The sequence below is a fragment of the Mycobacterium sp. IDUB_19 genome (genome assembly GCF_055419445.1).
The window spans coordinates 99,328-119,215 of sequence record NZ_JBVAXR010000003.1 but is presented as its reverse complement, the minus strand read 5'-3'; the positions used below and the strand labels follow the sequence as shown (position 1 = coordinate 119,215).

The window sequence follows — 19,888 nt, the reverse complement described above, 5'->3', positions numbered from 1 at the left end:
CACCGGGCGACCCTCTACGGTGATGCCATGACCGACGACATCCTGCTGATCAGCACCGACGAGCGGGTGCGCACCCTGACCCTCAACCGGCCGCAATCGCGCAATGCGCTGTCCTCGGCGCTGCGGGATCGGTTCTTCGGGGCACTGAGCGAGGCCGAAACCGACGACGACGTCGACGTGGTCATCCTCACCGGCGCCGACCCGGTGTTTTGCGCCGGACTCGATCTCAGAGAACTGGGTGATTCCTCGGCGCTTCCGGACATCTCGCCGCGGTGGCCGTCGATGACCAAGCCGGTGATCGGCGCGATCAACGGCGCCGCGGTCACCGGCGGGCTGGAGCTGGTCCTGTATTGCGACATCGTGATCGCCTCGGAGCAGGCCCGCTTCGCCGACACCCACGCCCGGGTGGGCCTGCTGCCCACTTGGGGCCTCAGCGTGCGGCTACCGCAGAAGGTGGGCATCGGCCTGGCCCGGCGTATGAGCCTCACCGGGGACTACCTGTCGGCCGCCGACGCGCTGCGGGCCGGGCTGGCGACCGAAGTGGTGCCACACGACCAGCTGCTGGCGACCGCACGCCAGGTGGCCGCGTCGATCGTCGGCAACAACCAGAACGCGGTCCGCGCCCTGCTGGCCTCCTACCACCGCATCGACGAGTCGCAGACCAGCGAGGGCCTGTGGCTGGAAGCCATGGCGGCCAGGCAGTTCCGGACCACCGGCGACGACATCGCCGCCAACCGCGAGGCGGTACTGCAACGCGGCCGGGCCCAAGTCCGCTAACGGCAGTCGGTGCCCTGGCAGAATTGACGTGCTTCGGGCACCAGGAAATAGTCGGCCCACGTCCGGGCATCGCCGCTATTCGTTTTATATGCCGTTGGCCTGTGCCGCGAAACTTTTGATCGCCAGCCGGGGCAATAGCCCATACGATCCCAACAGCGACCCGAAATTATTCTCCCAGAGCAGGAGGAATCGATGCGCATTGTCGTCGACCTCATAATGCGGGTTCTCGGCGTCCTGACCGTGCTAATCGCATCCGCGATCGCGTCCGGGCAGCACGCGGCCGCGCTGCCGCCACCGCGCTTTCCTAATCTCGACGGATTCACCGCCGTTCCGGCCGAGGGGTATATCACGACGTCGTTGCCGGGAAACGCGCCCCGGATAATTTTCTCGGCCCCGAACTCGGTGGTGTGCGATTTCTATGGCGGCCCGGCACCCGTGACACAACCCTCACAAGATATTAAGTGCAATGGCGAAGTGCCCGGAATGGACGACATTCCCTTTCCCGGTGGCGGCCACCCGAAACCGGGCGATTGCGTGGAGGGCTCGGTGAATTTCAAGGGTCCCGGCTACGAATTGAGCCGGATGTCCTATGGCGGCTGCGGTGGCAATCCGGCCGCATTGCCGTACGGCGGCAAGGCGTTGCCCGCGGGGCAGAAACTGTCCTACCTCAACGTCACCTGCGCAGTCGGCGCCGACAACCTCATTGCCTGCCTGGATACCACCAGCGGGGACCACGGGTTCGTCCTGCAGTCCGTGGGAAGCTGGGCGTTCTAAACCCGCCCTAACCAAGCGCCGTTCGCAGCGAGGCCACGACGTCGTCGATCGACCCGGCGGTCGAATAGCCGGCGGCGAGCCGGTGGCCGCCGCCACCGAACACCGACGCGACCGCGGCCAGATCCACATCCGTCTTGGCCCGCATCGAGACCGACCACTGTTGCGGATCAACCTCTTTGAACACCGCGGCCACTTCGGCCTGCTGCGTGGTGCGCACGATGTCGACGATGCTCTCGACTTCCTCCGGACGTGAGTTGGTCCAGTCGTGGTTGTCGACGACCGCATAGACCAGCCCGCGCCCGCCGGCCGCGTCCGGCAGCAGCTGCGCCGAGCCGAGCACCCGCGACAACAGCGGTAGCCACACGAACGGATGCGTATCCATCAGCGTTCGGCTGACCTTGGCGTTGTCCACACCGGTCTCGACCAACCGCGCCGCCAGCCGGAACGCGCGGGCGCTGGCCCAGCGGAACGAGCCGGTGTCGGTGGTCAGCCCGGCGTAGATGCAGTGCGCGACGTCGCGATCGATCGGCTTGCCCCACGCGTCGAGCAGTTCGGCCACCAACAGCGTGGTGGAGTCCGCCGACGGGTCGACGAAGTTCGCGGTTCCGAACAAGTCGTTGGAGGCGTGGTGATCGATCACCAACAGCGGCTGGCCCGGGCCAGTCAACTCGCCCAGCGCGCCGAGCCGTTTGGCGCTCGGAACATCCACCGTCACAACCAGATCGACATCGCGGCGCATCGCGTCGGGAGCTACCAGCAGATGGCAGCCGGGCAGCGACCGCAGCGACTCCGGCAGTGTCGCGGGTGTGGCGAAACTCACCTCTACCTGCTTGTCGCTTCTATCGAGCACCGTGGCCAGGGCCAGCCCCGCGCCGATCGTGTCGGCGTCGGGGTGAACGTGGCAGATCACCCCGATTGTCGTTGCCGCCGAAAGCAACTCGGCGGCACCGAATGCGTCCACCCGCGACCCCGCGATCGGGGCGCGGGCCAAGTCAGTCTTCGGGTCGATGGTCGTCACCGGCACCTCCCCCGCAAGCGGGTGGTACCCCCACAGCATCGAACCCGTTCGCCGCCCCCGTTGCAGACCCGCTCTCACGGTAGGGATCGGCCTCCCCGGCCGGCTTGGCCCCCACCCGAACCCGCGCCACGTCGGCGTCGGCGGCACGCGCACGCGCCAGCAGCTCGTCCATCCGCTGCACGCTGTCCGTTGTCGTATCCCGGATGAAGGTCAACGTGGGGGTGAAGCGCACGCCAGTGCCCGCGCCTACCTTGGTGCGCAACGTGCCCTTGGCCCGGTCCAGCGCGGCCGCGGCCGCCTCGTAATCCGGCTCGCCGTCCAATGTCGGCCCCATCACGGTGTAGAACACCGTCGCGTCGTGCAGGTCGGCGGTCACCTTCGCGTCAACGATGGTCACCCCATCCAGCCCCGGATCCTTGATCTCGAACTCGATCGCCGAAGCGACGATCGTGTTGATCCGCTTGGCCAGCCGGCGCGCCCGAGCGGGGTCTGCCATCAGGCGCGCTCCTTCTCGACGAGCTCGAAGGACTCGATGATGTCGCCTTCCTTGATGTCGGAATAGGTCAGCGTCATACCGCATTCGAAGCCATCGCGGACCTCGGTCACGTCGTCCTTCTCCCGGCGCAGCGAGGAGATCGTCAGGTTTTCGGCCACCACGATGTTGTCGCGCAGCAGCCGCGCCTTGGCGTTGCGGCGCACAATGCCGGAGGTGATCAGGCAGCCGGCGATGATGCCGACCTTGGAGGACCGGAAGATCGCCCGGATCTCGGCCCGGCCCAGCTCGTTCTCCTCGTAGATCGGCTTGAGCATGCCGCGCAGGGCCTTCTCGATCTCGTCGATGGCCTGGTAGATCACCGAGTAGTACCGGATGTCCACGCCTTCGCGATTGGCCAGCTCCGTCGCCTTGCCTTCGGCGCGCACGTTGAAGCCGATGATCACCGCGTCGGAGGCCGACGCCAGGTTGACGTTGGTCTCGGTGATGCCACCGACGCCGCGGTCGATGACGCGCAGCTCCACCTCGTCGTCGATCTCGATTCCCATCAGGGCCTCTTCCAGCGCCTCGACGGTACCGGCGTTGTCGCCCTTGAGGATCAGGTTCAGCTGGCTGGTTTCCTTCAGCGCGGCATCCAGATCGTCCAGGCTGATCCGCTTGCGCGACCGCGCGGCCAGCGCGTTGCGCTTGCGGGCGCTGCGCCGGTCGGCGATCTGGCGGGCGATGCGATCCTCGTCGACGACCAGCAGGTTGTCACCGGCTCCGGGCACCGACGTGAAGCCGATGACCTGGACCGGCCGCGACGGCAGCGCCTCGTGAACGTCGTCGCCGTGCTCGTCGACCATCCGTCGGACCCGGCCATAGGCGTCGCCGGCGACGATAGAGTCACCGACTCGCAGCGTGCCGCGCTGGATCAGCACGGTGGCAACCGGTCCGCGACCGCGGTCCAGGTGCGCCTCGATCGCCACACCCTGGGCCTCCATGTCGGGGTTCGCCCGCAGGTCCAAGGCGGCATCGGCGGTCAGCAGCACCGCCTCCTCCAGCGCTTCGATGTTGGTGCCCTGCTTGGCGGAGATGTCGACGAACATCGTGTCGCCACCGAAATCCTCTGCCACCAAACCGTATTCGGTGAGCTGCCCGCGAATCTTGGCCGGGTCGGCACCTTCCTTGTCGATCTTGTTGACCGCGACCACGATCGGCACGTCGGCCGCCTGCGCGTGGTTGATGGCCTCCACCGTCTGCGGCATCACGCCGTCGTCGGCGGCGACCACCAGGATCGCGATGTCGGTGGCCTTGGCACCACGGGCACGCATGGCGGTGAACGCCTCGTGACCCGGGGTGTCGATGAAGGTGATCAGCCGCTCGCTGCCCTCGAAGTCGACTCCGACCTGGTAGGCGCCGATGTGCTGGGTGATGCCGCCGGCCTCGCCCTCGCGCACGCTGGCATTTCGGATGGTGTCCAGCAACCGCGTTTTACCGTGGTCGACGTGACCCATCACGGTCACCACCGGCGGACGGGTCTGCAGATCATCCTCGCCGCCCTCGTCCTCGCCGTAGGTCAGGTCGAACGACTCCAGCAGCTCACGGTCCTCATCCTCCGGACTGACGACCTGCACCACGTAGTTCATCTCGCTGCCCAGCAGCTCGAGCGTCTCGTCGCCGACGGACTGGGTGGCCGTGACCATCTCACCGAGGTTGAACAACGCCTGCACCAGCGAGGCCGGGTTGGCGTTGATCTTGTCGGCGAAGTCGCTCAGCGATGCGCCGCGGGCCAGCCGGATGGTCTCGCCGTTGCCGTGCGGCAACCGCACGCCACCCACAACCGGAGCCTGCATGTTCTCGTACTCGGCGCGTTTTGCGCGCTTCGACTTGCGACCGCGCCGGGGGGCGCCACCGGGACGGCCGAACGCACCGGCCGCACCGCCACGCTGGCCGGGACGGCCACCGCCGCCGGGACGACCTTGGAAACCACCACCGCCACCACCGGGCGCGGCACCGACGCCGCCACCACCGCGGTAGTTACCACCACCACCACCGCCGCCGTCGCGGCCGCCGCCGGGACCACCGGGCCGACCGCCACCGGGACGAGGGCCGCCGCCGCCGGAACGGGCCGGGCCACGGAACCCTCCGCCTCCGCCGCCGCCACCGGGGCGGGGCGGCATGCTGCCGGGCGACGCACCACCGGGCCGCGGAGCGCCGGGCCGGGGCGCGCCCGGACGCGGCGCCTGCGGACGCGGGATCGGGCGGTCGACGGGCTGCGCCGACGAGAACGGGTTGTTGCCGACGCGCGGGGTACGAGCGGCCGGCTTCGGGATCGGGCCGGGACGCGGTCCGGGTGTCGCACCGGGCGGCGGCGCCTGTTGGCCGGGCGCCTGGCCGGATGTCGGCGGCTGCCCAGGCGCGGGAGCCGAGGGGCGCGCCGCGGGCGACGGCGCGGGCCGGCTGGGCGCAGGCGCCGCGGGCGCTCCGGCCGTCGCGGCCGGGGAAGCTTGGGCAGCCGCTCCGCCGGCGTCAGCGGGCTTCGCCGGCGCGGCAGTCGCCTCACCATTACCGGAGGGCTTTTGAATCGCCTTGTCCAGGGCCTTGTCGAGTGAGCGGTCCGGGCTCTTCGCGGCGCTCTTGGCGGCGGCCGCGGGCTTACTGCCGCCGAACGACTCGCGCAACCGGCGAGCAACCGGGGCCTCGACCGTCGACGATGCGGATTTGACGAATTCGCCCTGATCATTCAGCCGGGCGAGAACTTCCTTACTGGTAACACCGAGTTCCTTAGCCAACTCGTGTACGCGGGCCTTACCTGCCACTACATCTCCTGTCTATGAGGCGACAGTCGTGGGCCGCGCCTCGGGTTTAGCTATGACGCATGGTCATCGGGACTTCACGGTGTGCTCATGTTCTTCGCTACCTGTTCTGTTGCCGGGCGAGTCCAGCACCTGTAGGTGCTCGACCAACGCGGATGTGTCCGGTGGACGGTCGATGCGCAGCGCCTTGGTGAAAGCCCGCCGCCGAATCGCCTCGTGTACGCACCGCGACGCGGGATGCAACCAGGCACCCCGCCCCGGCAGGCGGGTCGCTGTGTCAACGATTACGGCGTATCCGCCGTTCCCGGTAGGCACAGCCACCACTCGGAGCAATTGGACGGCCAACTCTCGCTTTCGGCACCCGACACACGTCCGCACGGGTCTACCCATGTGTCTGTGCGCCCTTCTAGCTTCGGGGGCCGAAGGCTCGCGCTGGATCACGGCTCAGTCTAGCGTCACGGAACCGATGGTCAGAACCACCCGTAGCTGCGCCGCGAGGTGTGCGCCTGATCGCGCGCGACGCCGCAAAAAACCGGCTTCCCCTAACTCAGACGCGAAGCGGTTGGGTCGGGTTAGTGGTCGTGGGCCATCGGGTGGCTGGCACCGTGTTCCGGCTGGTCCTCCGGCTGCCCCCCGGAACCAGCGGGCGAATCGCCGCGGATGTCGATGCGCCACCCGGTGAGCCGGGCGGCCAGCCGCGCGTTCTGCCCCTCCTTGCCGATGGCCAGCGACAACTGGAAGTCGGGCACCACCACGCGGGCGGCGCGGGCGGCCTCGTCGATGACCGACACCGACACCACCTTCGCCGGCGATAACGCGTTGGCGACGAAGCGGGCCGGGTCCTCGTCGTAGTCGATGATGTCGATCTTCTCCCCGGACAGCTCGCTCATCACGTTGCGGACCCGCTGCCCCATCGGGCCGATACAGGCGCCTTTGGCGTTCAAGCCGGGCACTCGGGACGCGACCGCGATCTTGGAACGGTGGCCCGCCTCACGTGCCACGGCCACAATCTCCACCGACCCGTCGGCGATCTCGGGGACTTCCAGCGAGAACAACTTGCGAACCAGATTGGGGTGGGTACGCGACAACGTGATCACCGGCTCGCGCGAACCCCGCGTCACGCCGACCACGTAGCAGCGCACCCGGTTGCCGTGCTCGTAGCTCTCACCGGGGACCTGTTCGGCCGCCGGGATGACGCCCTCGGAGGCCTTGGTTTCGCTGCCCATCCGGACGACGACCAGACCACGGGCGTTCGCCCGGCTGTCGCGCTGAATAACGCCGGCGACGATTTCGCCCTCACGGGTGGAGAACTCGCCGTAGGTGCGCTCGTTCTCGGCGTCGCGGAAGCGCTGCAGCATCACCTGACGAGCGGTGGTCGCGGCGATGCGGCCGAAACCCTCGGGGGTGTCGTCCCATTCGCTGATGACGTTGCCGTCTTCGTCCACCTCGCGGGCCATGACCTTCACGACGCCGGTCTTGCGGTCGATCTCGATCCGCGCATCGTTCTGGTGGCCCTGGGTGTGCCGATAGGCGGTCAGCAACGCCGACTTGATCGTCTCGAGCAGCTCGTTGACCGAGATGCCCCGGTCCACCTCGATGGCGTGCAACGCGGCCATGTCGATGTTCATGCTCCGGCCTCCGTCCTCCGGGACTCACCCGCACCCGCCAAATCCAGCTCGGCTTGGGATGGCGACGAAAACTCAACCTGGACAACAGCTTTCGCGATCTCAGCGAGCGGGATCTCGCGCACCGCCCAGTCGCGGCCGTCGCGGACCACCAGCGCCACCGCGTCGGCGCGGGTCTCCCCCACCCGGCCGGTCAATCGCGATCCGTCCGACAACTCGAGCTCGACCTTGCGGCCACGCGCGCGGCGAAAGTGCTTCTCGCTGGTCAGTGGGCGCTCTACGCCGGGTGAGCTGACTTCGAGAACGTAGCGGTCGCCGATGCCGTCCAGGTCGTCCAGCAAAGCCGACGCCGAACGCGCCAGCGCCGCGACGGTGTCCAAGTCGAGAGCGGTGTCCCCATCGGCGATCACCGTGATCCGGGGCGGACGCACCCGGGGATCGATGACCACGTCTTCGATTTCGTAGCCGGCGCGCGCGAACTCACTACCGAGTAGCTCGATCACCTGCGTCTGCGACGGTAGCCCGGTGGTCACGGCGAGCTCCTCATCTTGAGTTGTCCGGTCATCTGGCTGATGTCGCCGCCCATCCATCTTCGGGCGACTTCCGGCGTCCCGGTGAAACGCGATAGCGGCCGTTCCGCGAGAACCAGCCCCTAACGATACGCCAGGAATTGCGTATGACGAGGTGATCGCGTAGGTCGGCGTCCTGGCATGATGCCCGCCCGGGTTCGGGTGGCAGGATGTTGCTGTGCCTAGCGCAGTACCCGTCACCAGCAGGCGGGGTGTGCTCGCCGGGGGTGCTGCTCTTGCTGCGCTCGGGGTGGTCGTATCCGCCTGCGGCGAGTCCCCGCCCAAACCCCCCGCGGTCGAACAGCTGCTGGGGCCGTTAGACCAGGCCAGGCGCGACAGCGCGCTCGCCGGTGCCGCCGCCGCGGCCGTCGGCGTTGCGCCGCAGATCGCGGCCGCGCTGTCGGTGGTCGCCAACCAGCGCGGCGCCCACGCCCGCGCCCTGTCCACGGAGATCTCCCGGGCGGCCGGCAAGCTCACCACCTCGTCGAGCGAGACGACCAGCCCCAGCCAGAGCCCGGCCGCACCCACGGGGCCACCGCCGCCGCCACCCCCGGTGTCCGACGTGATCAACGCGCTGCGCACCTCGGCCGACAACGCCGCGCGGCTGGTGTCCTCCGAGTCGGGCTATCGGGCGGGGCTGCTCGCCTCGATCGCCGCGTCGTGCACGGCGTCCTACACGGTCGCGCTGGTACCCGGGGGCCCGTCGATATGACCTCGGGCCAGGATGCCGACAACGCTGCGCTCTGCGATGCGCTGGCCGTCGAGCACTCGACGATCTACGGCTACGGCATCGTGTCCGCGCTGTCGCCACCCAGCGTCAACGACTTGGTGGTGGAGGCGCTGCTGACGCATCGCCAGCGTCGCGACGACGTGATCGCCATGCTGGCCGCCCGCAAGGTGACTGCCCCGCCCGCCGCCGCCGGCTATCAGCTGCCCTTACTGGTGGGCAGCCCGGCCGATGCGGCCCGCCTGGCGGTACGAATGGAAAGCGACGGCGCGACGGCATGGCGCGCGGTCACCGAACACGCCGAGACCGCCGAAGACCGTGCGTTCGCCTCGACGGCCCTGACGCAGAGCGCGGTGATGGGCGCCCGATGGAGCCGCATCCTGGGCGCCTGGCCGATCACGACCAGCTTCCCCGGCGGCAACGAGTAGCCGAGGCTAGCCGGTGATGGCCGCCACGATGTCGGTGGCCAGCGAGACCCCGGCCGCCAGCTCGCGAGTCTGTCCGCCGAATCGGTCGCGCAGCTCCACGACACCGTCGGCCCAACCCCGTCCGATCACGACGACCCAGGGCATCCCGAGCAGCTCGGCGTCTTTGAACTTGACCCCGGGCGAGGCCTGGCGGTCGTCCAGCAGCACCTCGAGGCCCAGCCGATCCAGGTCGCTGGCCAGCGTCGTGGCGCCTTCGCGGGCCTGCGCGTCTTTGTTGGCGATCACCAGGTGCACGTCGAACGGCGCGATCGCCGCCGGCCAGCGCAAGCCCAGCTCGTCATGGTGTTGCTCGGCGACGACGGCGACCAGCCGCGACACCCCGAGCCCGTAGGAGCCCATCGTCAATCGCACCGGCTTGCCGTCCTCGCCGAGCACGTCGACGGTGAAGGCATCGGTGTACTTGCGGCCCAGCTGGAAGATGTGGCCGATCTCGATGCCGCGCGCCATGACCAGCGGGCCGGCGCCGTCCGGAGACGGATCGCCTTCGCGCACTTCGGCTGCCTCGATGGTGCCGTCAGCGGTGAAGTCGCGGCCCGCCACCAGACCGACGACATGGCGGCCGGGCTCGTCGGCGCCGGTGATCCAGCTGGTGCCGTCCACCACCCGCGGGTCGACAAGATAGCGAACATCGTTGTCCCGCAATGCTTTCGGCCCGATATAACCCTTGACCAGAAACGGATACTTGGCGAAATCGGCATCGCCGAGTAGCGCATACTCGGCCGGCTCCAGTGCCGCGCCCAGCCTCTTGTCGTCGACTTCGCGGTCGCCGGGCAGCCCGATCGCCAGCAGCTCCCACTCCCCGCCGGGTTGGCGGACCTTGAGCAGCACGTTTTTCAACGTGTCGGCCGCGGTGACGTCGCGACCGAGGCCGGCTTCGTTGGCCCAGGCCACCAGGCTGGCGATGGTCGGGGTGTCGCCGGTGTCGTGCACCACCGCCTGCGGCAGCCCGTCGACAGGCAGCGCGTCCGGGCGGGCGGTGATCACCGCCTCGACATTGGCCGCATAACCCGATTCGAGGCACCGCACGAAGGTGTCCTCCCCGCTGGGGCTCTCGGCCAGGAACTCTTCGGAGGCGCTGCCGCCCATCGCGCCGGACACCGCCGACACGATGACGTAGCGAAGCCGCAGCCGATCGAAGATGCGCTGATACGCCTCGCGGTGCGCGTGGTAGGCGGCCTTGAGGCCGGCGGCGTCGATGTCGAAGGAATAGGAATCCTTCATGACGAATTCCCTGCCACGCATGATCCCGGCTCGCGGCCGCGCCTCGTCGCGGTACTTGATCTGGATTTGATACAGCGTGAGCGGAAAGTCTTTGTAGGAGCTGTACTCACCCTTGACGACCAAGGCGAAAAACTCTTCGTGCGTGGGAGCGAGCATGTAGTCGTTGCCGCGGCGGTCCTGCACCCGAAACACGCTGTCGCCGTATTCCGTCCAGCGGTTCGTCGTCTCGTACGGCGCGCGCGGCAGCAGCGCGGGGAACAGGATCTCCTGCCCGCCAATCGCGTTCATCTCCTCGCGGACAACGCGTTCGATGTTGCGCAGCACCCGCAGCCCCAGCGGCAGCCAGCTGTACAGCCCCGGGGCGATAGGCCGGACGTATCCCGCGCGAATCAGCAGCTTGTGGCTGGCCAGTTCGGCATCGGCGGGATCGTCGCGCAAAGTGCGCAGGAACAACTCGGACATCCGGGTGATCACAGCGGGCCAGCCTAGCGTGCGACGGGTTTGACGACGGCGGGGAGAGCGACCAGGGCCGGGAGCTTAGAGCTCCCCGGCGTCGATCGCTTCCTTGACCTCTTGCGCGTGCGCGACCTGCCCCGGGGTGTACCCGATGAACAGGGCGGCGCAGCCGACGATCACGGCCGTTCCGGCCACCCACAGCAGGCCGTAGGTGTAGCCGTGGTCGAGCGCCTGCAGTTGCGCGTCGTTCATGAACTTCACCGGACCGGTGGTGCCGCCCAGATACAGCGTGCGCGAGGTGATGACGGCCTGGATCACGGCCAGCACCAGCGGCCCACCCAGGCTTTGCAGCATCAGCGTCATCGCCGACACCGGGCCGATCTGGTCGAAACCGACGCCCGCGATCGCCGCCAGCGTCAGTGGGACGACAACCATGCCGATGCCGATCCCGCCGACGACGATCGGCAGCACCAGGTTCGGGAAGTAGGGCACACCGCGGTGCATGAAGGCCGAGCCGTAGATCATGGCGAGCAGCAGCAGCCAGCCGCCGCCGATGGTCAGCACTCGCGGCGAGAACCGCGACACCAGCTGCGAGGAGATACCGAGGCCGATTCCCATCGCGATGACGAACGGGATGAATCCGACACCCGCGCGCAGCGCGCTGTAGCCCAGGATGTCCTGCACGTACAGGCCGATGCAGACGGTGAGGCTGAACATCACGCCACCGGCGAGCAAGATGGCGGCGAAGGTGGCCAGCCGGTTGCGGTCGCGGAACAACTGGAAGGGCACGACGGGGTTTTCGGCGGTGCGCTCCACGATGGCGAACGCGATGGCGGCGGCCACGGCCACCACACCCGAACCGATGGTGGTCGGCGAAACCCAGCCCTTTTCCGGACCCATCGAGAAGGCGAAAACCGCAGCGGTGCAAGCCAATGTGGCCAGCATGGCGCCGGTGGCGTCGAGCTTCATCCGCTCCCGGTTGGTCTCGCGCAGCGCGGTGCGGGCCAGGTAGATCATCACCAGCCCGATCGGCACGTTGACCAGGAACGCGAGCCGCCACGAAAACTCGGTCAGCGCCCCACCGACCACCAAGCCCATCACCGAGCCGATCGCGGTCATCGCGGCGAACACCGCCGTCGCCGCGTTGCGCGCCGGGCCCTTCGCGAAAGTCGTGGCTACCAGTGCAAGACCGGTCGGTGACGCGATGGCCGACCCGACGCCCTGCAGCAGCCGGGCGATGACCAACGTCGCCTCGTCCCAGGCCACCGCGCACAGCACGGAGGAGATGGTGAACAGCGTGACGCCGACGATGAAGGTGCGTTTGCGGCCGATGGTGTCGCCGAGGCGGCCACCCAGCAGCATCAGCCCGCCGAAGGTGAGCACATACGCGGTGATCACCCAGCTACGGCCGGCGTCGGACAAGCTCAGCTCGTTTTGAATCTTAGGAAGCGCGACGATCGCGACGGTGCTGTCCATGGTTGCCAGCAGCTGCATGCCGCCGATGGCGATCACGGCCGCGATGAAGCGGCGAGAGGGCAACCACGCCGGGTAATACCTGCTAGTGCGGGTGGTGGCGGTCGCGGAAGAGGTCTCCGCCGGGCGCTCGGTGCGCTCCGGGGCCGGACGATCGGGGCGTGCGGCGGTCCAATTTTGGGCCGCACGCTCTGTGTCGTTGAGGGCCGTCATAACGGGTTACCTTACAGTAATCTTAAGAATCGTTTAAACCCCGAACGCCGCCACAGGCCCGATCACGATGATCGCGGGAGGTCTGATCCCTTCAGCCCGAACCAGCTGCGGCGTGTCGGCAAGAGTGGCCCGCAACGTGTGCTGCGCCGGCGTCGTTCCGTGCTGAACCACCAGCACAGGTGTATCCGCAGGTCGGCCGCCTTTGAGCAGCACGTCGACGAAGAGTTCAATGCGTTCGACCGCCATCAGCAAAACGATGGTGCCCGACAATGCCGCCAGCGCATTCCAATTCACTAACGATTCGGGATGCCCGGGCGGCAGATGGCCGCTGACCACCACGAACTCGTGATTGAGGCCCCGGTGCGTGACCGGAACGCCCGCCAGCGCGGGTACCGCTATGGCACTTGTCACACCGGGGACCACCGTGACCGGAATGCCGGCGTCGACGCACGCGATGACTTCCTCATAACCGCGCGCGAATACGAACGGGTCGCCGCCCTTGAGCCGGACCACGAAGCTCCCGGCGCGGGCCCGTTCGATCATGACGTCGTTGATCGCGTCCTGGGCCATCGCCCGCCCGTACGGAATCTTGGCGGCGTCGATGACTTCGACATGCGGCGGCAGCTCGGCGAGCAGTTCGGGGGGAGCCAGCCGATCCGCGACCACGACGTCGGCCTGGGCAAGTAGCCGGCGACCGCGGACCGTGATCAGCTCGGGGTCGCCGGGGCCGCCGCCGATCAGAGCCACCCCGCCGCGCACGACGTCGGAACTTTCTGCCGTAATCAGGCCCTGTTGCAACGCCTCACGGATGGCCGAGCGGATCGCTGCCGACCGGCGGTGCTCGCCGCCGGCCAGCACGCCCACCGACAGCCCGGCGTACTCGAACGACGCCGGGGTCACCGCGGTGCCCTCGATGGCGATGTCGGCCCGTACACAGAAGATTTGCCGGCTGTCGGCCTCGGCCACCACCGCGGCGTTGACCGCTGCGTCATTGGTGGCCGCGATCACGTACCAGGCTCCGTCGAGGTCACCGTCGCGGTATTCGCGCACCGTCAAGGTGATTCCGCTCATCGCCTCGACGGCCGGGGTGGCACTGCGGGAGATCACGTGGACGTCGGCACCGCTGGAGATGAGCAGGGGTAGCCGACGCTGGGCGACCGTGCCTCCGCCGACCACGACGACCTTCTTGCCGGTCAGCCGCAGTCCGACGAGGTAGGGGCTCTCGGTCACGCGGCAAGCCTAGTGAAAAGCATCCGCGCGGTCCTCAAGCCGGGCGCGTGGGGGTACCGCCCGCTTGCGGGAGAGGGCCGGCGGCGCGTGCGACGAAACGCGCTACCGCGTCCGGAACGGCGGCTGGGTGAGTGTGCAGGTACGACGCGTGTACGCCGGCGTGCACGACGCCGTCGCGCATCGGCGCCGCGTTGTCGTCCGCTTCGCCGGCCCGGTAGACCCAGGCGGGCTGGTAGCTCTCGGTGAAGGTGATGACCGTCCGGTGGAATTCGTGTCCGACCACCCGCGCTCCGGCCGGATACAGCGCCGAATCGGCCACCGCGACCGCGTCGCGATACGCCAACTTCAGCTGCGGGGTGAACCGCGCCGATCCACCCAGGACCCCGCACATCGGGTACCCGTCGAGCTCGGAAGCCAGGTAGATCAGCCCCGCACATTCGGCGTGCACCGGCGCACCGGCCGCGGCTAGCTCGCCGATCTGTTGTCGCACAATGTCATTGGCGGACAGGTCGGCCGTGAACTGTTCGGGAAAACCGCCGGGCAACAGGACGGCGCCGGTGCCGTCGGGCAACGTATCGACCAGTGGGTCGAACTCGACCACGTCGGCGCCGGCGGCGCGCAGCAGCTCCGCGTGTTCGGCGTAGCCGAAACTGAAGGCCTTCCCGGCGGCCATCGCCACCGTGGCCCGGCGCCGGCCGGTCGTCTCCCCCACTGCGGCAACCGGATCCCACGCTGTGCCGCTGGTACGACTTGCCGCGACCGCCATCACCGCGGCCAAATCGACATGCCGGGCGATCAGGGCCGTCATCGCCTCGACCGCGAGCCGGGCCCGACGCCCGTACTCGACCGCGGTGACCAGACCCAAATACCTTGTCGGCAGCTCTAATTCGGCGGTGCGCGGAATGGCGCCCAGCACCGGGATGCCGGTGTGCTCGCAGGCCTGTCGCAACACCTGCTCGTGCCGTGCAGATCCCACCCGATTGAGAATCACGCCGGCGATCCGGGTTGCGGTATCGAATGTCGAAAAGCCATGCAGCAGTGCGGCGATGCTGTGGCTTTGGCCGCGCGCATCCACCACCATGATCACCGGGGCGCCCACCAGGCCGGCGACGTGCGCGGTGCAGCCCGCCGGCACCGACGTCATGGGATTTTCCGGGGGCCCGATCCGCCCGTCGAACAGCCCCATCACGCCCTCGATCACCGCGATGTCCGCTCCGGCAGCGCCGTGCGCGTACAGCGGGCCGATGAGCCCTTCCCCCACCATTACCGGGTCGAGGTTGCGTCCGGGGCGGCCGGCGGCCAGCCCGTGGTAGCCGGGGTCGATGAAGTCCGGGCCCACCTTGAACGGTGCGACCGCATTCCCGGCCGCGCGCAGCGCGCCGATCAAACCCGTTGCCACCGTGGTCTTTCCGCTGCCCGACGCGGGCGCGGCGACGACGACCGCGGGGGCATTCACCACTCGATGCCCTTTTGTCCCTTGCGTCCCGCGTCCATCGGGTGCTTGACCTTGGCCATCTCGGTGACGAGGTCGGCGGCGTGCACCAGCCGCGGCGGCGCGGCGCGACCCGTGATCACCACATGCTGATGGCCCGGCCGGGCCAGCAATACGTCCACCACCTCGTCGACGTCGACCCAGCCCCACTTCAGCGGATAGGTGAACTCGTCGAGCACGTAGAAATCATGCCGCTGTTCGGCCAGCCGGCGCGAGATCTCCGCCCAGCCGTCGGCGGCCGCGGCCGCATGATCGTCCTCGCTGCCGGATTTACGCGACCAGGACCAGCCGCTGCCCATCTTGTGCCATTCCACCGCGCCACCGACGCCGTGCTCGTCGTGCAACTGGCCGAGTTGGCGAAAGACGGCTTCCTCCCCCACCTTCCACTTCGCGCTCTTGACGAACTGAAACACCGCGACGTCCAGCCGTGCGCTCCACGCGCGCAGCGCCATTCCGAACGCCGCCGTCGACTTTCCCTTGCCGTCGCCGGTGTGCACCGCCAGTACCGGCAGATTGCGCCGGTCCCGGGTGGTCAGTCCGTCATCCGGGACCTGCACCGGGGTTCCCTGTGGCATAAGGGCGCACCTCCTTTGTTGCGGCCCGCCGGCTAGGCCGCGCTGCGTACGGCTCGCGTCAGATGATCGGCGTGCAGTTGCTCCAGCCGGACGACCGGCGCACCGAGCTGGCGGGCGAGCTGTGCGGCCAATCCCAGCCGCACATAAGATGTTTCACAGTCCACGACCACCGCCGCCGTGCTCTCCGCGACCAGTCGGGACGCCGCGATCCGACTGCGGCCCAACGGGTCCGGCCCGGCGGTCGCCCGGCCGTCGGTGAGCACCACCACCAGCGGACGCCGTGCGGAGTCGCGTGCCCTTTCCCGGACGATCAGCTGACGCGCGGCCAGCAGACCCTCGGCCAGCGGCGTCTTGCCGCCGGTATCGAATCGGGCCAGGCGCCGTCCGGCGATGTGCGCCGACGACGTCGGGGGCAGCAACAGCCGCGCCTCGTGCTGCCGGAAGGTGATCACCGCGACCTTGTCCCGCCGCTGATAGGCATCGCGCAACAGCGACAGGGTGGCACCGCTCACCGCGGCCATCCGGTCGCGGGCGGCCATCGACCCGGACGCGTCGACGACGAAGATCACCAGGTTGCCCTCGCGTCCTTCGCGGACCGCCCGGCGCACATCGTCGGGTCGCGGGCGTAGCGGCCCGGCCCCGGCCTGCTCGGCGGCCGACAGCAGGGTCGCGAACAGGTGTAGTCCGTGAGCCGCGGCATCGTTGCCGTCAGCGGCGGCCACCACGCTCCCCGCGCGGTTGCGGGCCCGCGAGCGTCGGCCGGGGGCTCCTTCACCGACGCCGGGAACCGTTAGCGCGCGGGCACGAAACGTTTTCGACGGCGGGGCACTGGGCCGCGTCCTAGGTGGCTGCGGCTTCCCGGCGGACGACGAATCCGATTGTGAGTCAAGGTCATTGGCGGACTGTCCACCGCCGGGCGGGTCGGGATCAGGTTCCGGATCGTCACCGGCCCGCGCCAAGGCGTCGTCCAACTGGTCGCGGTCGATACCCGGATCGTCGAACGGGTCGCGGCGGCGCCGATGCGGTAGCGCCAGTTCGGCCGCCACCCGGATATCCTGCTCCTCGACGGTGGTCACGCCCCGCCAGGCGGCGTGCGCGACGGCGGTGCGGGCGACCACCAGATCGGCTCGCATCCCGTCGACATCGAACGCCGCACACAGCGCCGCGATTCGTCGTAACTCGTTGTCCGGCAACACCACATCGTCGACGAGCGCGCGAGCAGAGGCGATCCGCCGGGCGAGCTCGGCGTCGTCGGCGGCATAGCGCGTGGCGAACCCGTCCGGGTCGGCCTCGTAGGCCAGCCGCTGCCGAATCACCTCCACCCGCACATCGACATCACGCGACGCATGCACGTCGACGGTCAGCCCGAACCGGTCGAGCAGCTGCGGGCGCAGTTCGCCTTCCTCCGGATTCATCGTGCCGATCAGCACGAAACGGGCCTCATGCGAGTGCGAGATGCCGTCGCGTTCGATGTGCACCCGCCCCATCGCGGCGGCGTCGAGCAGCACGTCGACCAGGTGATCGTGTAGCAGGTTGACCTCGTCGACGTAGAGCACGCCACCGTGGGCACGCGCGAGCAATCCCGGGGAGAACGCATGCTCACCGTCGCGCAGCACCCGCTGCAGGTCCAGCGATCCGATAACCCGGTCTTCGGTTGCGCCCAGCGGCATTTCGACCAGGCCGCTGCCGGCGCCGTTGCTTCCGGTCGCCGCGGACAGCAACGCGGCAAGGCCGCGTACGGCCGTCGATTTGGCGGTGCCCTTCTCGCCGCGGATCAGCGCTCCGCCGATTTCCGGACGCACCGCACACAACAGCAGCGCCAACCGCAACTGGTCGTGACCGACGATCGCGCTGAACGGATAGGGCCTCACGGCATCGCCGCCAGGCCGGAACCGGGCCGCAGCATGGGGACGTGCGGAACACCGTCGTCCACAAAGTCGTCGCCATCGCGGATAAACCCGTGGTGGGCGTACATGTCGGCCAGATAGGTCTGCGCGTTGATCCGGCACGGGTAGTCGCCGACCTCGGCCAGTGCGGCACGCAGCAGCCGGGTGGTGTGGCCCTGTCCGCGCGCGCTGCGTTTGGTGCACAGCCGTCCGATCCGGAACGCCTTCGCACCTCCGGCGTGCTCCTCCATCAGCCGCAGCGTGCAGATCACGTCGCCGTCAGGAGTTTCCAGCCAGAAGTGCCGAGTTTCGGCCAGCAAGTCACGCCCGTCCAGCTCCGGATACGGGATGGCCTGTTCGACGACGAACACCTCCACCCTGAGCTTGAGTAGCTCGTAAAGGGTTTGGGCGTCAAGGTCTTTGGCCCAGATGCGGCGTAGCGCTTCAGTCATTTGCGCCGCTCCTCCTCATCGCTTTTCACTTTCGCTCGCCGGCGCGGGTCATGAGGCGTCCAACTGTAATACCTTGGCGCTCCACGAGCGCACCTCGTCGTAGAGCGCCGGTTCATTGGAGAGCTTGGTCCCCAACGAAGGAATCATCTCCTTGAGCATGGGCAGCCAGGACTGATAGCGCTTCGCGAAGCAGCCCGCAAGCACATCGAGCATGATCGGCACGGCCGTCGAGGCTCCTGGGGAACCACCGAGCAGTCCGGCGATGCTGCCGTCGGCCGATCCCAGCACGCTGGTGCCGAATTCGAGCACGCCTCCCCTGCCCTTGGCCCGGCGGATCACCTGCACGCGCTGTCCGGCCACCGTCAGCTGCCAATCCGAATCCAGCGCACTGGGCGCGAATTCGCGCAGCGCGTGGATTCGGCCGGGCTCGGTGAGCCGCAGTTCGCGGATCAAGTAATTGACCAGTCCCATCTCGGTGACGCCGACGCCCAGCATCGACACCACGTTGTCCGGCCTGATGGATCGGGGCAGATCGCTGACGTGACCATGCTTCAAGAACCTGGGTGACCAGCCGGCGTATGGCCCGAAGACCAGCCACGATTTGCCGTTGACGAACCGCAGATCCAGATGCAGCGCCCCCAGCGGTGGGGCTCCGGGCGCCGGGACGCCGTAGACCTTGGCCCGGTGCGCACCGGTGAGCGCGGGATTGTCGGTGCGCACGAACCGGCCGCCGATCGGGAAGCCGGCGAAGCCTTTGACCTCGTCGATACCGGACTTCTGTAGCAGGCGCAGTGCGTCACCACCTGCGCCGACGAACACGAATTTTGCGTTCAGCTTGCGCTTTTCGCCGGTGCGGCGATTACCGATCCGCACCGTCCAGCCGCCATCTGCCCGCCGGGTCAGGTTTGCGACCTCGTGGCCGAACAGCGCGGTGACGCCGCCCTGCACGCAAAAGCCGATCAGCTGCTTGGACAGCGAACCGAAGTCCACGTCGGTGCCGTCAGGGGCCCAGTTGAGTGCGATCGGCTCGGAGAAGTCACGTTTGGCGGCCATGAACGGAAGCCGGCGGGTGAACTCGTCCGGGTCGTCGATCAATTCGGTACCGGCGAACAGCGGGTTCGGTGCCAGCGCCTGCTGACGCCGCCGCAAATAGTCGACCCGCTGCGCGCCGTGCACAAAACTGACGTGCGGGACGCGGTTCAGAAAGCTTCGATCGGTGAGGATGCCGCGCTCGACGGCGTACGCCCAGAACTGGCGGGTTACCTGGAATTGCTCGTTGATGGACACCGCTTTACTGATGTCGATCGAGCCCTGGGAGCCTGGGCGCTCCGGCGTGTAGTTCATCTCGCACAGCCCGGCGTGCCCGGTGCCGGCGTTGTTCCACGGACTGCTGCTCTCGGCGGCGACGGCGTCCAGCCGCTCGATCACGGTGATCGACCAGTCCGGCTCCAGCAGTCGCAGCAACGCGGCCAGGGTGGCGCTCATGATGCCGGCGCCGACCAGCACGACGTCGGTGCGCGCCGTTATGTCTGCCACCGAAACGCTGGTCCTTTCCTTGCCGGTCATCAGGTTATCCCGACGGCGCCGGCGAAACGACCTGGACCGGCCTCGACCAGCAAAA

17 protein-coding genes and 1 pseudogene are annotated in these 19,888 nt (G+C 68.4%); 4 read left to right on the top strand and 14 right to left on the bottom strand.

Features of this window, described 5'->3' with window-relative positions:
* Positions 1–27: 27 nt before the first annotated feature.
* Both ACZY0B_RS04320 and ACZY0B_RS04315 read left to right on the top strand, forming a co-directional pair.
* On the top strand, positions 28–777 hold the full coding sequence (locus tag ACZY0B_RS04320; RefSeq protein WP_463762758.1) for an enoyl-CoA hydratase: 750 nt from the start codon (positions 28–30) through the stop codon (positions 775–777).
* Between the two features lie 192 nt (positions 778–969).
* Positions 970–1,551 carry a hypothetical protein gene (locus ACZY0B_RS04315; RefSeq protein WP_463762757.1) on the top strand — a complete coding sequence of 194 codons (582 nt, stop codon included), beginning with the start codon at positions 970–972 and terminating at the stop codon, positions 1,549–1,551.
* 7 nt (positions 1,552–1,558) lie between these two features.
* Here the strand turns inward: ACZY0B_RS04315 and ACZY0B_RS04310 are convergent, their stop codons facing one another.
* From ACZY0B_RS04310 to rimP, 6 genes are all read right to left on the bottom strand, one after another.
* Positions 1,559–2,569: a DHH family phosphoesterase gene (locus ACZY0B_RS04310; RefSeq protein ID WP_463762756.1), complete on the bottom strand. Its 1,011-nt coding sequence runs from the start codon at positions 2,567–2,569 to the stop codon at positions 1,559–1,561.
* Complete coding sequence (rbfA, locus tag ACZY0B_RS04305; RefSeq protein WP_463762755.1) at positions 2,544–3,065, bottom strand: 30S ribosome-binding factor RbfA; 522 nt, start codon at positions 3,063–3,065, stop codon at positions 2,544–2,546. The genes ACZY0B_RS04310 and rbfA overlap by 26 nt, the downstream gene beginning before the upstream one ends.
* Positions 3,065–5,863, bottom strand: a complete 2,799-nt coding sequence (gene infB / locus ACZY0B_RS04300; RefSeq protein WP_463762754.1) for a translation initiation factor IF-2 — start codon at positions 5,861–5,863, stop codon at positions 3,065–3,067. The genes rbfA and infB overlap by 1 nt, the downstream gene beginning before the upstream one ends.
* A 63-nt stretch (positions 5,864–5,926) precedes the next feature.
* Positions 5,927–6,250 (bottom strand): YlxR family protein, encoded by a 324-nt coding sequence (locus ACZY0B_RS04295; protein ID WP_463762753.1) that lies wholly within the window; start codon positions 6,248–6,250, stop codon positions 5,927–5,929.
* Positions 6,251–6,432: 182 nt separating this feature from the next.
* On the bottom strand, positions 6,433–7,488 hold the full coding sequence (gene nusA / locus ACZY0B_RS04290) for a transcription termination factor NusA (RefSeq protein ID WP_463762752.1): 1,056 nt from the start codon (positions 7,486–7,488) through the stop codon (positions 6,433–6,435).
* Positions 7,485–8,018: a ribosome maturation factor RimP gene (rimP, locus tag ACZY0B_RS04285; RefSeq protein ID WP_463762751.1), complete on the bottom strand. Its 534-nt coding sequence runs from the start codon at positions 8,016–8,018 to the stop codon at positions 7,485–7,487. The genes nusA and rimP overlap by 4 nt, the downstream gene beginning before the upstream one ends.
* Before the next feature lie 214 nt (positions 8,019–8,232).
* On the opposite strand from rimP, the gene ACZY0B_RS04280 reads away from it, so the two are divergent.
* Both ACZY0B_RS04280 and ACZY0B_RS04275 read left to right on the top strand, forming a co-directional pair.
* A complete protein-coding gene (locus tag ACZY0B_RS04280; RefSeq protein WP_463762750.1) occupies positions 8,233–8,766 on the top strand; it encodes a hypothetical protein in 534 nt (177 codons plus the stop codon).
* Positions 8,763–9,209: a ferritin-like domain-containing protein gene (locus tag ACZY0B_RS04275; protein WP_463762749.1), complete on the top strand. Its 447-nt coding sequence runs from the start codon at positions 8,763–8,765 to the stop codon at positions 9,207–9,209. Before ACZY0B_RS04280 ends, ACZY0B_RS04275 begins: the two co-directional genes overlap by 4 nt.
* Before the next feature lie 6 nt (positions 9,210–9,215).
* On the opposite strand, the gene ACZY0B_RS04270 is transcribed toward ACZY0B_RS04275, so the two are convergent.
* The 8 genes and pseudogenes from ACZY0B_RS04270 to mqo form a co-directional block, all read right to left on the bottom strand.
* Entirely contained in the window at positions 9,216–10,964 is a 1,749-nt protein-coding gene (locus tag ACZY0B_RS04270) for a proline--tRNA ligase (RefSeq protein WP_463762748.1), read from the bottom strand.
* 63 nt (positions 10,965–11,027) lie between these two features.
* Positions 11,028–12,632 (bottom strand): MFS transporter, encoded by a 1,605-nt coding sequence (locus ACZY0B_RS04265; RefSeq protein ID WP_463762747.1) that lies wholly within the window; start codon positions 12,630–12,632, stop codon positions 11,028–11,030.
* A 22-nt stretch (positions 12,633–12,654) separates the two neighbouring features.
* Positions 12,655–13,862 (bottom strand): annotated as a pseudogene (gene cobA, locus ACZY0B_RS04260) (uroporphyrinogen-III C-methyltransferase).
* Positions 13,863–13,896: 34 nt separating this feature from the next.
* Positions 13,897–15,318, bottom strand: coding sequence for a cobyrinate a,c-diamide synthase (locus tag ACZY0B_RS04255; RefSeq protein ID WP_463762923.1), 1,422 nt, complete (start codon positions 15,316–15,318; stop codon positions 13,897–13,899).
* On the bottom strand, positions 15,315–15,929 hold the full coding sequence (cobO, locus tag ACZY0B_RS04250) for a cob(I)yrinic acid a,c-diamide adenosyltransferase (RefSeq protein WP_463762746.1): 615 nt from the start codon (positions 15,927–15,929) through the stop codon (positions 15,315–15,317). Before cobO ends, ACZY0B_RS04255 begins: the two co-directional genes overlap by 4 nt.
* Before the next feature lie 32 nt (positions 15,930–15,961).
* Positions 15,962–17,800, bottom strand: a complete 1,839-nt coding sequence (locus ACZY0B_RS04245; protein ID WP_463762745.1) for a magnesium chelatase subunit D family protein — start codon at positions 17,798–17,800, stop codon at positions 15,962–15,964.
* Entirely contained in the window at positions 17,797–18,267 is a 471-nt protein-coding gene (locus ACZY0B_RS04240; RefSeq protein ID WP_463762744.1) for a GNAT family N-acetyltransferase, read from the bottom strand. Before ACZY0B_RS04240 ends, ACZY0B_RS04245 begins: the two co-directional genes overlap by 4 nt.
* Positions 18,268–18,315: 48 nt before the next feature.
* Positions 18,316–19,803, bottom strand: a complete 1,488-nt coding sequence (gene mqo, locus ACZY0B_RS04235) for a malate dehydrogenase (quinone) (RefSeq protein ID WP_463762922.1) — start codon at positions 19,801–19,803, stop codon at positions 18,316–18,318.
* Positions 19,804–19,888: the final 85 nt, after the last annotated feature.

Coding starts and splice junctions, on each gene's coding strand:
- nusA (WP_463762752.1), bottom strand. CDS start 7,488: ATGAACATCGACATGGCCGCGTTGCACGCCATCGAGGTGGACCGGGGC.
- ACZY0B_RS04320 (WP_463762758.1), top strand. CDS start 28: ATGACCGACGACATCCTGCTGATCAGCACCGACGAGCGGGTGCGCACC.
- rbfA (WP_463762755.1), bottom strand. CDS start 3,065: ATGGCAGACCCCGCTCGGGCGCGCCGGCTGGCCAAGCGGATCAACACG.
- ACZY0B_RS04295 (WP_463762753.1), bottom strand. CDS start 6,250: ATGGGTAGACCCGTGCGGACGTGTGTCGGGTGCCGAAAGCGAGAGTTG.
- ACZY0B_RS04315 (WP_463762757.1), top strand. CDS start 970: ATGCGCATTGTCGTCGACCTCATAATGCGGGTTCTCGGCGTCCTGACC.
- ACZY0B_RS04240 (WP_463762744.1), bottom strand. CDS start 18,267: ATGACTGAAGCGCTACGCCGCATCTGGGCCAAAGACCTTGACGCCCAA.
- ACZY0B_RS04275 (WP_463762749.1), top strand. CDS start 8,763: ATGACCTCGGGCCAGGATGCCGACAACGCTGCGCTCTGCGATGCGCTG.
- ACZY0B_RS04265 (WP_463762747.1), bottom strand. CDS start 12,632: ATGACGGCCCTCAACGACACAGAGCGTGCGGCCCAAAATTGGACCGCC.
- cobO (WP_463762746.1), bottom strand. CDS start 15,929: ATGCCACAGGGAACCCCGGTGCAGGTCCCGGATGACGGACTGACCACC.